Annotated in this window: 3 protein-coding genes; all 3 read right to left on the bottom strand. The window is 60.7% G+C overall.

The window, feature by feature from the left end:
* Positions 1-972: a MoxR family ATPase gene (locus tag CXQ93_RS02555; RefSeq protein ID WP_104108892.1), complete on the bottom strand. Its 972-nt coding sequence runs from the start codon at positions 970-972 to the stop codon at positions 1-3.
* A gap of 189 nt (positions 973-1,161) precedes the next feature.
* The gene (locus CXQ93_RS02550) at positions 1,162-7,356 is read right to left on the bottom strand and encodes an Ig-like domain-containing protein (protein ID WP_104108891.1); all 6,195 of its coding nucleotides are present in this window, start codon (positions 7,354-7,356) and stop codon (positions 1,162-1,164) included.
* 368 nt (positions 7,357-7,724) lie between these two features.
* Positions 7,725-13,910: an Ig-like domain-containing protein gene (locus CXQ93_RS02545; protein ID WP_104108890.1), complete on the bottom strand. Its 6,186-nt coding sequence runs from the start codon at positions 13,908-13,910 to the stop codon at positions 7,725-7,727.
* Positions 13,911-14,053: the final 143 nt, after the last annotated feature.

Below are 14,053 nucleotides of genomic sequence, written 5' to 3'. Positions count from 1 at the left end.
CTAGACCGATCCGCGTTGCTGCGGTGCGGCGACCTCGGCCATGACGCGGCCCAGGACAGCCTCGGGAGTGGCACCGGCAAATTCCGCTTCCGGATCCATGACAAAGCGGTGCGTCCACACGTAGGGAGCCAGTTCCTTGATGTCGTCCGGCAGCACGTAGTTACGGCCCTTGGCGGCGGCCCAGACCTTGGCGATGCGGACCATGGCAATGGCGCCACGGACCGAAACACCCAGACGGGTTTCGGGGGCGTTGCGTGTCTCTTCGCAGAGGCGGGAAATGTATTCCAACACGGCGGCGTCTGCGTGCGTGGTGGCGGCCAAGTCCGCCATCTCGGAGACGGCCTGCGGTGTGATGATGGCCTGCAGGCTTGAGGTGCGGTCGCGTTGGCTGGAACCGGCTAGCAGCTGCACCGTGGAGGCGTGGTCCGGGTAGCCAATGGAGGTCTTGACCAGGAAGCGGTCCAGCTGGGCTTCGGGGAGGCGGTAGGTACCGGCCTGCTCAATGGGGTTCTGGGTTGCCAGCACCATAAACGGCCGGCCCGTCTCGTGGGTGATGCCGTCCATGGTCACGCGGGACTCTTCCATGACTTCCAGCAGAGCCGACTGGGTCTTCGGTGAGGCGCGGTTGATCTCATCGGCCAGCACAATGGTGGCGAAGATGGGTCCCTTGTGGAATTCAAATTCCTGAATTTTTTGATCGTAAATCATCACGCCCGTCACGTCGGAAGGCAGCAGGTCAGGGGTGAACTGGATACGAGAGTTGGTGCCCTTGACCGTTGCCGAGAGAGCGCGAGCCAGCATGGTCTTTCCCGTGCCCGGTGCATCCTCGAACAATACGTGGCCCTCAGCAAGCATGGCCGCCAAGGTCAGGCTGATGACTTGAGACTTGCCCAAGATTGCCTGGCCAACGTTGGCCACTAATTTCTCAAATGTTCCTGCAAACCACGTGGCCTGTTCGGGAGTCATGGACATAGTTCATCCTCTTTCGATCGTGTTGGTTCAAAAATTGTTTGCAGTAAAAACCTGCATTAGTTTATCCACTTATTAGTGTTACTCGCCATTAGCTGCTGAGACTAACGACGGCGGCACGCGTCTGGTGAGTGCGTGCCGCCATCGGCCTACTGCCAGATCACCACTGGCCGGGTCCCTGCGGACTGCCCGTTACCAGCCATGTGGCTGCGGGCATTCCGGAATCGGCTGGTTGCGCTGGTCGGCACTGAAGGAGTCCCAGCGGGCAAACAGGCCGTTGTTGGCTGCGTTGGCTCCTCCCCCTGGAGCGTCCTGGCGGTACCACTTGCCGGGGATGGAACCGCTTCGGTTGACGTAACACTTGGTGACGATGGTTTCGCCGGGGTTGAGCCAGTAGGTGGAGCTACTGCATGTGCCACCCACCCAGTGGGTGCTGCCCAGTTCGTCCATGCAGGTCCTGGAACCAACATTGTGCGTCATATTCCATTGCGTCACGGGCGGCGGCGGTGCCGAGCCAGCACGTGAGGTCACGTTTCCTGAAGCCGCGCCGCAGCCTCCCTCGTTGCAGGCTCGAACATTGAGGTTGGCGGAATCGTTGTAGTTGGCCGTGCCGGTGGAGTAGCTGCCATTCATACCCACCGAGGTCCAGCCAGCATTGTTGAGGCTGACTTCGTAACGGGTGATGGCCCGGCCATTCGCCGCTGGCGTGGTCCAATTCCAGCTCACAGTCTTCTGCTCAGGAGGCGCAGTGGATCCGTTGACGCCCGTCTGACCCGGGACACCGAACGGGTTGACGGTTGCGGAAGCACCTGAAGAATCGCTCCTGTCGTTGCCATTGGAAGTTGGCTGCGCATACACATTGGCGTAGACGTTGGAGCCATTCGGAGAGTTCATGACCACCCCGCTCTGTACGCCGCAAGCGGCAGCACCCGTGGACAAGGTCACGCAGTACTGCACCTCAGAGGAGGCATAGCCGTTGAGCTGACTCTGAGCCAGAGCGTTATAGGTGACCTTGACCTGCCCGCCAGCTGCGTTAGTGCCTACCAAAGTGATCCCTGGTGCCTGCGGGACTCCGGAGATCTTGCCCAACGCCCGTTGCGGAGCCGACATTCCGCCCCAGGCAGTAGTCCCTGCCTTGTTGGTGGCACGCACCCGGTACTGGTAGCCCTCTGTGGAGGTGCCCACCGAGAATGTGGTGCTCAGCCCGGTGACGGTCTGACTAACAGGAGCTTGCCCGCCGCCCGACCGCTGCACCTCGTACTTGGAAATCGGGTCGCCGTTGATAAACGGCTGTGACCAGGAAACGCTCACCTGGCTGTTGGAGCCCACGGCGCGGTTGGTCTGCACGGTGGGCACAGCCGGAACGCCTGGCACACCTGCCGGGATCACGGAGGCAGAATACGCTCCCCACTCGGAAGGGTTGGGGGCCTTGTTGATGGCCTGCACCCGGAATTGGTACTCCGTACCGTTCTCCAGCCCGGGCCACGTCAGCGAGTTGCCCGTAACACCGGCCTGCTGGCCGTTCTGGCCAGCAGGCGCCGGGGAAATCTCCACATTGAATTTGGTCACTGCGGAGTACGCACCAACAGGTGTCACCCATTTGACCTCAGCGGATTTGTCGCCGAAAACTGTTGTCGGCGCCAACGGTGCGTCGGGCATACGGTCCGGGGTGGCAGCGACGGAAGCCTTCGACGCCGGTGAGGTGCCGACGTCGTTCGTGGCAGTGACGGTGAACTTGTATGCCGTGGTGTTGGTCAGGTCGGTGATGGTGCAAGTGTTTGTGTCACAGTTTTGACTGCCGCCTGCCCACGCCACCGTGTACTTGGTGATCGGCTCGCCATTGTCGGCAGGCGGGTCCCAGGTCAGCAGAACAGCCCCGTCCTTCTCTTCCACAATCTGGGGTTTGGTTGGTGCATCCGGGCGGCCCTTGACGGTGATTCGGATGCGGCCATTGGCGTAGCGGTCCTCGTTCTTCGTCTTGTCCGCAATGATGTAACGCACCACCACGGTGCCTTTGTAATTGTCGGCCGTGTTGACGGAGACGGAATCCTTCTTGTTAGTGACGGTGATGCCATCGCTGCTGGTCTCGATCGAGGTGCCCACCACTTCCAGGGGCGTGCCCGGGAACGGGTTCACGTCATTGTCCAGAACCTTGATGACTTCTTCACGGCCGGCGTGGGCGTCCAGGACAATGTCCTCGTTTGCCACGGCCAGCGGCTCGGAGGAGGAAATGGCCTTCAGCACAACCTCGGCTGAAACAGGATCGTTGCTGCCATCCTCAACCTGCACCGTGACGGTTCCACCGGCACCTACCTTCGTGTTGTCATCGAGTGAAACAGTCAAGACCGTGCCCTTCAGCGCTGCCTTGAAGCCGGCGGGGGCACCGCCCACCATGGCGTACTTGAACTTGTCTTTGTCGCCAGGATCAATATCAAAGGCCAGGGGTCCAACGTCAAGGGTGGCAGTTTCCTGCTGCGGAACATCCAGCATGGAACCGGTGAAGGTGGGAGGCGTGTTCTTCTTTTCCTCTTCCTTCTTTTTCTCTTCCTTCTTGTCGTCTGCGGGCTTTTCCTTGACAGGGGCAGGATCCACCAGTGTCATGACCGTCAACGTTGATTTCAGGCCTTCTGGATCATCGGGTCCGGAACCGTCAGTGACCTCGAAGGTGATGGAGCCGGGCCCGTAGAACTTGATGTCGGCGGCGTAGTTAATGGCTGAGCCGTCGCCCGCAATGACGTCCTCATTGGAAGCGCCCAAAAGCGAGATCTTGGAGGCCTCGGTCAGACGCGGTTTACGGCCTTCGCGCACCTGAACATAGTCCGCGAGCTTCATGACGGCACTTTCACCGGCGGTCAAGCGGATGACATTCTGGCTCTTGAGCACGGGGTACTGCTTGTCCAGGCCTGGAACCCAGATCACGGCAGTGGCTTTGAGACCGTCCTGATCAGTGATGGTGTATGGGATCATTTGCGCCCCTGCCGCCAGGACAACGCGAACGGCGCCCTTTGACGTGACGGAGGCATCGGGCGCCGATGTACCCGGAGCCGACTCAACGGCCACTTTGAGTTCCTCAGTTACACCGTCAGGATCGGCGTCATTCTCCAAAACCGGAACGTCCACAGTGTTTTTGCCCAACATTTGCTTCACTGTGACCCGGTCATCGCGGGCAATGGGCGCCTTCAAGGGCGCCTCCGGAGTGACGGTCATGCGAATGTTGCCGGTGGCCTTGGCTCCAAACTTGTCAGCGACCGTGTACATCATGGTGGCGGTGCCCGGTTCCAGCGGTGAGGTAACCAACACCTTTCCCTTGTCCGTGACTGTGGGCAGCATTTCTTCAGGACCTTTGAAACCGTTCTTGACCAGGCCCAGCAGGCCACCATCAGGATCGGAGTCGTTGAGCATAACATCCAGCGAAACCTTCCGCCCGGGACGCATGGTGATGAAATCGTCTTCGGTGACCGGCGGGTGGTTCATGGTCAGCGGCGGCGCAACACCCACATCCACACGAGCAATGGCCTCGGCCCCGAGGCGGTCACGGACCCGGTAGCTAAAGGTGTCCGTTCCAGATGAGTTACCGCCAGCCGTGTAATAGATGTAGCCGTTGCCGGTTTCGGCGGTGCCCAGCGAGGGGGCCTTGTCAATGCCCACCAGCTCCACGGAATCACCGTCGGGATCAATACCGTTAAGGGTGACAGGGATCTTGACCTGGTCACCGGCTATAACGCGCCCGGTCAGGTTCTTCGGAGCCGGGGGCAGGTTGTGCTCGGCATCGGCGGCCACAACGGTGATGGAGACCGGCGCCGAGCCAAATTGGCCCGAACTATTGGCGACCTTGTACACGCCCTGCACTTTTCCAGGGGTCTGACCGGCGATCAAGCGCAGCTGGTTCTGGTCGGTGAAGAGTTTGCCAAATTTTGCCTCGGGAGCTTCCACCACAACAGGGGATTTCAGTACTTCACCGTTGGGGTCCGTGTCATTGGCCAACACGGGAATGCTGACTACGTCCCCCACCCGGACAATGGCGGTGTCGGGTTCCACGCGCGGCGCCAGCCACTTATCTGGAGCAGGAATACGGATGATCGAGATCTCGCCGACGGCACTGCCGGCGCCGTTGGAGATGGTGTATTTGATGCTCATGGAGCCGGTCAGCCCGCGCACGTCGGCGAGCTTGATGACGTTACGTTCAATGATGGTGGCCGAGACCGGAGATCCGCCGGGGACATCCACTGACTGGATGACCAAAACTCCCCCGGCCGGATCCATGTCATTGCCCAGCACATCCACCAACACCGATCCGCCGGCCGGCAACATGGCCAAGTCCTTCACAGCCACGGGCAACCCGGTAGTGTTTTCAGGCACCACATCGACCCGGATCAGACCGGTTGCGCTCATGGGCCCATTTGTCACCTGGTACTCCAGGTACACTTCCCCCGGCGCACTGGCGGTGAAGGTGACGGTGCCGTTATCAGCAATCTTGGAGATGGTGGTGTTCGCGGCCTTGGAAACACTGGCCAGGCGCAGCGAACCGCCGGACGGGTCTTGGTCGTTGCGCAGCGGGGCCAGCGCAATAGGCTGATTCACCACTGCGCGGAAGAAGTCCGCGTTGGCAACAGGGGGCACGGTACCGGCAGTCTTGACGTTGACCTTGATTTTCTTTTCGGTGCTATCAACACCGTCCGAGACAGTGATGGTCATCGACTTCATGCCGGCTTCTTCACCGTCGTCGGTGTACTTAAGTTCGCCGTCGGGCGTGGTCTTGATGACGGCACTCTCATCGTCGGAGACAGCGCCCGTGAGGAAAATATCGTCCCCGTCGGGGTCGATCCAGTCCGTGAGCACGTTTTGGCTCATGGTCTGACCCTGCTCAACCACCATGGGGGAATCTCGCATGGCCTTGGGTGCCGAGTTTTCACTGGGCGGCACGATCCGCACGTCCACGTTGCCCTTGGTTGTGCCCTGACGGCCGTCATTGACTGTGTAGTCAAAGGTTCCCGAGCCCTTTTTATCCGCAGGCACGTTGATCTGGAGTCCGGTTCCGCCGTAGATGGTTTGGACCGCGCCCATGACAGGGTCGACGGCGGGAGGCTCCACTGTGAGCACGTCACCATCAGGATCGGAGTCATTGAAGAGCACCGGCAAGATTGTGGTCTTGCCTGCACGGACACCAAAGCTGTCCGGCGCAGCTTCCGGGGGACGGTTGGGTTTGGTCCGATCCGGCAGGGTGCTGACCACGTTGGGATCCGCCGATTCCTTCTCGGCGTTGTCTGCCTTTTTCAGGTCCGTCTTGAGGTCGTCCCAGTTATTGACTAGCAGCATGTTCTGGTTGACGAGCCACACATTGCCGGTGTTGACGTCGTTCAGGACCACCACGTCGCGGTTCTTGCGGAACACGAACTCGGAGTTTGCTGAGGCTTTGGGGATCTCTACCACGTCTCCCGCACCGGCGCAGGAGAGCACGTACTTGTTGGCGCCCGACCACGCAGCGTGAACACACCCATTTTGAATGACCGGTGCCACGGGCTTGCCGGTGGTTCCGAGCTGCAGAACCATTGCAGAACCGCCGTCCAACGGTTGAGTAAAGAGGGCCGTGCCGGTCTCCAGCGCCACAAAGTTGCCGTCGTCCGTGGGCTGCGCCAGTAAGGCGCCCTTGGAATCAGGAACCTTCACGCTCTTTCCTCCGGGGAGGAACAGTGAGCCGGACTCAGGCGAGAAGAGGACCGGCTTGCCACCGGCCACCGTGAGCTGCACGTCTTTTGTCCCAGCCAGCCCCTCAACCGTGGCGCGGTCTTGAGAGGCGACCTTGCCGGCACCGTTCAGAGTTGTCGTGATGAGCTCCCCCGCCTCGGCATCGACAGTAAAAATGGTGTCATCGGGGGCCGTGACGGAGACGGCGCTGCGCAGGCCCTTGAGGATGGGGAGCGTGGTCTTATCGCTGAAACCGGGCACTTCCTGGTTGCCCATGGCCCAGACCTTACCCTGTCCGGAATCCGTGAGCGTGACAATACTGGTCCCCTGCGAGCTCGCCTTGCCACCGCCGACATTAGTCTCCGAGGCCATGGCCATCATGGGGACATTGACTGGATTTAAGAGGCTGCCGCCGTCGCCACTCATGAACACATTGCCCGCATCCTGCACCACATCGAAGGTGGTGGAGGTTGCAGCGAACCCGCCGTCGAGGACTTTGGACTGGTCATTGAGGTGACCTACCAGGCCGTCGGCACGGTTGGTGACCCAGACGCTGCCGTCATTGAGCTCAACATCTGCAGTGGTGAATCCGGGGTAGACAATGGCACCAGTGACCAAGGAGGCCGCCAGCACGATGGTTCCGGAGATCCCCAGGACATCCTTCTTGCGCAGTGATCGTCCTGTAAGCGACTGCAATGCCATGTGCGAAACTCCAAAAGATTAACTGCCCGTGCGACTTCATGTGTTGCAAAAAATATGGGCCATCCTCCAGTGGAAGCGGCACCAGAGAATATTATACGCCGAATGGATTAATCTCGGCGGGTCAATACCTGTGACTCTTTCAGCTTCCAGTAGATATCCGAATACGGCAATGGGGAGCACTCCCCTAGTGGAAGTGCTCCCCCACCGATTGGGCCCACTGGCCAGCGGCATCATGTCGGGAGGTCGTGGTGGGCCCACGCTCGCCAGGTTCCCCGGAAATCGCGCTAGCGGCTACACGCCGGCAGGGTGGTGGGCCCACGCACCCGAGGGCCCCGAAGCGAGGCACGAGCTTTGGGAGGGCGTGGGGCCTAGCAGCGTATGTTTCCGCCGTTTTCGTCGCGTACATCCACCGTGTTCTTGTCACGTGAACCACCACGGACCCAGCGGCCAGCATGATGCTGGCCGTCCGCTATCTGATACCAATTACTGTAGTAGCCGGGGCCGCAGCCGGACACCTTAACCCAGCCGTCTGCACGGTCCAACCACTTACCTCCCATATTCGTATTTCCAGCCACTGACGGAGTGCCATCGCATCGGATAGGGCCGGTCTGGTAATTGTCGCCCTCTCCCGGACCCTGGGTGCAGGAATGCCAGATGTCCTCCTTGACAATGACAAACGTGACAGGCGGTGGAGGAGTCTTGGCTCCGCTCTTGAGAGTCACGGAGTCTACAGCTCCGTATTGTCCTATCGAGTTCTTGGCCCGGACCTTGATGGTCACCGAGGTGCTGAAGCCGCCAGTGTTGTGGGTGTCGCTGCCGTTGCCGGATTTGGCAGTCCAGCCACCGGTACCTACTTTCACCTCAATGGACTTTGCATCTACGGCACCGGTTGGGTAAGACCATGAGTAGGACACATTTTGGGAGTCCTGGGCGCCGTTGGAGCCCGACACCTTCGCTGAACCTGGCACACCGTGCGGAACAACAGTCGCAGAGGCCGGCGATGCATCTCCCACTGAGCTCTGTCCACCAGCCGCTGCTCTCGCCCGAACGGTGGCGAAGACCCCGGCACCGTTGGGCGATGCCAGTACCGCACCCGAGGCCACCCCGCACTGTTCAGCCGAAGTGGAAAGGGTCACGCAGTATGTCACTTCATTGGCGGCATAGCCGTTGCGTTGTGCCTCATTCAAGGGGTCATAAGTCACGATCACCCGCCCGCCGGCAGCGTCGTCCCCAGTGATCTTGATACTCGGAGTCCCCATGGTCGCTACCTTGCCCACTGCACGTTGCGGCGTTGAGGCGGCGCTGGCCGCACCGGTACCAGCCTTGTTGGTGGCCGTTACTGTGAAGGTGTACGGCGCCGTGGACGTGCCCACTGTGACCGTTTGGCTGTTCGTAGTGGGCGTATAGGTCTTCACGCCGTCACCGCCGCCGGACTGCGTCAAAGTGTAGGACTTGATGGCGGCACCGTTGATGAACGGTTCATTCCACTGCACCGAGATCTGGTTCTGGGATCCAACCTGCTCCAAGACCTGCACCGTGGGTGCGTTGGGTGCGGCCGGCACGCCTGCAGGAACCACGGATGCCGAATACGGCCCCCAGTCTGATGGCTTCGGGGCATTGTTGATGGCCTGCACCCGGAACTGGTACTCGGTACCGTTCTCTAGACCCGGCCACGTAAACGAGTTCCCTGTAAGCCCGGTCTGTTGGGCGTTCTGACCCGCAGGGACCGGTGAAATCTCCACGTTGAACTTGGTCACGGTGGAGAACTCTCCCACGGGCGTCACCCAGTCCACTGTCACGGCCTTGTCACCAAATTTGGTGGTGGGTGCGGCAGGGGCATCCGGCTTGCGGTCCGGAATAGCCTCAATGGACTGAACCGATGCCGTTGAGGTAGCCACATCATTCGTGGCCGTCACCGTGAAGCGATACTTCTGGGCATTCTTGAGCTTGGAAATAGTGCACGTGTTGGTGGCACAGTCCTGCGATCCGCCAGCCCACGCCACCGTGTACTTGGTGATGGGCGATCCATTGTCCGCCGGCGGGTCCCATGTCAGCAGCACAGCATTGTCCTGTTCCTCCAGGACCTGTGGCTTGGCGGGTGCATCCGGGCGGCCCTTGATGGTGATCTTGATGCGGCCGGTGGCGTGGCGCGCATCATCCTTGGTCTTGTCCTCAACCACGTAGCGCACCACCACGGTGCCTTTGTAATCCTCATCGCTGTTGACAGTGACGGCACCATCCGTGTGCGTGACTGTGACACCCGCACTGCCTGTCTCCGTCATGGTGTCCACCACCCGCAGTGCTGTGTCCGGGAACGGGTTGACGTCATTATTCAAGACCTCGACCGTCTCGGCCCGGCCCGCATGGGCGTCGGCCACAACGTCGTCGTTTGCCACTGGCAAGGGAAGCGAGGACGACGTCGCCCGCAGCACTACATCGGCCGTCACCGGTTCGTTGCTCCCGTCAGAAACAGAGACTTGAACGCTGGCCGTCTCACCGACCTTGGTGCCGTCCCGCTGGGTCACCGTCAACACGGTGCCGGAGAAGTCAACGTCAAAGTTACCGGGCTTGTTGCCGGACAACGCGTACTTGAATTTCTCCTTGTCCCCCGGGTCAATGTCAAAGGCGAGGGGCCCGACGTCGAGCGTGACCTTCTCCTGCTGGGGCACCTCAAGCGAGGAACCGGTGAAGGTAGGAGGCGTGTTCTTCTTCTCCTCCTTCTTCTTCTCGTCCTTAGAGCCGGTGGGCGCCGGATCCACCAGGGTCATGACTGTCAGGGTGGATTTCAGCCCTTGGGGATCATCCGGGCCCTTACCGTCTGTGACCTCAAAGGTGATGGACCCGGGCCCGTAGAAGGAGATGTTCGCGGCGTAGTTGACGCCCTCGCCCTCGCCAACAATGACGTTCTCGCTGCCGGCACCCACCAGGGAAATCTTGGACGCCTCGGTCAGGCGCGGCTTACGGCCCTCGCGGACTTGAACATAGTCGGAAAGTTTCATGGTGGCGCTTTTTCCGGCTGTCAGCCGAATGACCTTATTGCTCTTGAGGACCGGATACTGCTTGTCCTGGCCCGGCACCCAAATGACGGCCGTGGATTTCAGGCCATCTTGGTCGGTGACCGTGTACGGGATCATCTGCTCACCCGCGGCCAGTACAACGCGCACGGCACCGCTGCCGGTGACGGAGGCGTTCTCCGTCTTGATGCCCTCAACCGCTTGGATGCTGACCTTAAGGTCGTCAGTGACACCGTCGGGATCGGCGTCATTCTCCAAAACCGGCACGTCGACAGTGTTCTTGCCGAGCATTTGCTTGATAGTGACCCGGTCATCGCGGGAAATGGGAGCCTTCAAGGGGGCATCCGGGGTCACTGTCATGCGGATGTTCCCGGTGGCGGTGGCGCCGAACTTGTCCGCCACGGTGTACATCATGGTGGCAATTCCCGGCGCCGCGGGGGAGGTCACCAGAACCTTGCCCTTGTCCGTGACAGAGGGCTGCATTTCTTCAGAACCCTTGAAGCCGTTCTTAACCAGACCCAACTGGCCGCCGTCAGGATCCGAATCGTTCAGCATGACGTCCAAGGAGACCTTGCGCCCCGGTCGCATCGTAATGTAGTCATCCTCCGTGACCGGCGGGTGGTTCACCTCCAGCGGCGGGGCCACACCAACGTCAACCCGGGCCACAGCTTCGGCGCCGAGCCTGTCCCGCACGCGGTAACTAAAGGTGTCTGTGCCCGCTGAGCTGCCGCCAGCTGTGTAGAAGATGTAGCCGTTGCCCGTTTCGGCAGTACCCAGGGCCGGGCCCTTGTCGATGCCCACGAGCTCAACGGAATCGCCCTCGGGATCAATCGCGTTCAGCGGCACGGGAATGCGCACTTGGTCGCCGGCAATCACGCGGCCTGTGAGGTTCTGTGGAACTGGAGGCAGGTTGTGCTCGGGATCCGCGGCCACAATGGTGATGGTCACCGGGGCCGAGTTGAATTGGCCGGAGCTGTTCGTGACCTTGTAGACGCCTTGCACCGTCTTGGGTGTGGGGCCGGCAATGAAGCGCAGCTGGTTCTGGTCGGTGAAGAGCTTGCCAAATTCGCCGTCCGGCGCCTCAACCACCTCAGGAGCCTTCAAAACCTCGCCGTTGGGGTCGGTGTCATTGGCCAGAACAGGGATGCTGACCACATCGCCAACGCGCACAATGGCTTTGTCGGGTTCCACGCGCGGCGCTCGTTGCTTGTCCGGGGCCGGGATACGCACCACTGAGATTTCACCCGTGGCGCTGCCGGCACCGTTGGAGATGGTGTATTTGATCCCCAGCGTGTCCTTCAGTCCGCGCAGATCAGTCAGTTTGATGATGTTGCGGTCAATGATGCTGGCAGCCACGGGCGAACCCGCAGGCAGTTCAACAGACTGGATGACCAAGACACCGCCGGCCGGGTCGGAATCGTTGCCCAACACATCCACCAGGGCGGATCCACCGGAGGGCAACATGACCAGGTCCTTCACGGCCACGGGCAACCCCTGCAGATCGGCTTCCACTACCTCTACGCGGATCAGGCCTGTGGCGCTCATGGGCCCGTTGGTCACCTGATATTCCAGATAGACGGCGCCCACAGTGTCAGAGCTGAACGTGACGGTGCCATTGTCCGCAATTTCGGAAACTTTTGCAGTGGCCAGCCTGGAGACGCTGGCCAGCCGGAGCTGGCCGCCTGACGGGTCTTGATCGTTCTTCAGCGGCGCCAACACCACCGGCTTGCCGGCCACGGCGCGAACAAAGTCCGCATTCGCCACCGGTGGCACTCCGCCTGCGGGCAAGACGTTGACTTTGAGCTGTTTTTCCGTGATGTCGCGGCCGTCGGACACCGAAACCGTCATGGTTTTCATGCCGAGCTTCTCGCCGTCGTCGGTGTAGCTCAGTTCGCCGTCGGGGGTGGTCTTGATGACGGCGGACTCGTCGTCGGACACCGCACTGTTCAGGAATATGTCGTCACCGTCAGGGTCGATCCAGTCGGTCAGCACATTCTGCTTCATCGTCTGGCCCTGCTCCACCACCAGCGTGGTGTTGCGCATGGTGCGCGGTGCGGTGTTTTCACTTTCCGGCACCACCCGCACATCCACGTTGCCCTTGGCCTTTCCATCGCGGCCATCATTGACCGCATACTGGAACGTCCCCGAACCGGTTTGCTCGTTAGGGACGGTGATTTGCAACCCAGTTCCGTCATAGATGGAGGTCACAGCACCAAGGGAAGGCTCGACGTCGGGCTCCCCCACCGTGAGCACGTCACCGTCCGGGTCGGAATCGTTGAACAAGACCGGCAGGATGGTGGTCCGCCCGGCACGCACACCAAAGGAGTCCGGGGCTGCCTCCGGCGGGCGGTTGGGTTTGGTGCGGTCTGGCAGGGTGCTGACCACGTTGGGATCAGCCGATTCCTTGTCCGCGTTGTCTGCCTTCTTCAAATCTGTTTTCAGGTCATCCCAGTTGTTGACCAACAGCATGTTCTGGTTGACGAGCCAGACATTGCCGGTGTTGACGTCGTTCAGGACCACCACATCGCGGTTCTTGCGGAACACAAACTCCGATTTCGCTGAGGCCTTGGGGATGTCCACCAAGTCCCCTGCGCCATTGCAGGAGAGCGCATACTTGTTGGCTCCCGACCACGCCGCATGTACACAGCCGTTTTGGACCACCGGCGCCACAGCCTTCCCCGTGGTTCCCAGCTCCAGCACCTTCACGGCCGAACCGTCCAGCGGCGCGGTGAACAAGGCCGTAGAGGTCTCCACGGCAACAAAGTTTCCGTCAGCCGTAGGCTGCGCCAGCACTGCCCCTGTTGCCTCGGGAATGGTGGCGCTCTTTCCGCCCGGGAGGAACAAGGTGCCGGACTCCGGAGAGAAAGCAACGGCTTTGCCACCGGCGACAGTCAGCTGGACGTCCCTGCTCCCAGCCAACCCCTCAACCGGCGCCCGGTCCTGAGCGGCGACCTTGCCGGCGCCATCCAGGGTGGTGGTGATGAGCTCCCCCGCCTCGGCATCAACAGTAAAAATGGTGTCATCGGGGGCGGTGACGGAGACGGCACTGCGCAGGCCCTTGAGGATAGGAGGGGAGGTCTTCTCGCTAAATGCCGGGACGGCGGAGTTGTCCATGGCCCAGACCTTGCCCCCGCCGGAATCGGTCAAAGACACAATGCTGGTGCCCTGTGAGATTTGCTTGCCGCCGCCGAGTCCCGTCTCCGAGGCCATGGCCATCAGGTGGACGTTGACAGGGCTAAGGAGGCTGCCGCCGTCGCCCTTGACAAAGACGTTCCCAGCATCCTGCGTCACGTCAAAAGTGGTGGAGGTCGCTGCGAATCCACCGTCAAGAACTTTGGACTGGTCATTGAGGTGGCCCACCAGTCCGTCGGCACGGTTAGTGACCCACACACTGCCGTCATTGAGGTCAACATCAGCCGTGGTGAACCCGGGGTATACAACGGCGCCGGTGACAACAACGGCTGCCACGGCGATGGCTGCAGAAGCAGTAAAGAATTGTTTTTTACTGGCGTTTCCAGGAAACAGATCGCTCAGAGCCATGACAAACCTTTGCTTATCCCCAACTTGCGCGTAAAAGTTCGGGTACGAACTAGAGACCGGCCCCGTTTAACACGGGGACCTCTGCCATAATACTCGATTGATCCATATGATGGCTTAATTTTCCGGCCAAGAACGAAGATGGG

Source organism: Arthrobacter sp. N199823 (assembly GCF_002929705.1).
In the GTDB taxonomy this organism is placed as follows: domain Bacteria; phylum Actinomycetota; class Actinomycetes; order Actinomycetales; family Micrococcaceae; genus Specibacter.
This window is presented reverse-complemented; position numbering and strand designations above follow the sequence as displayed.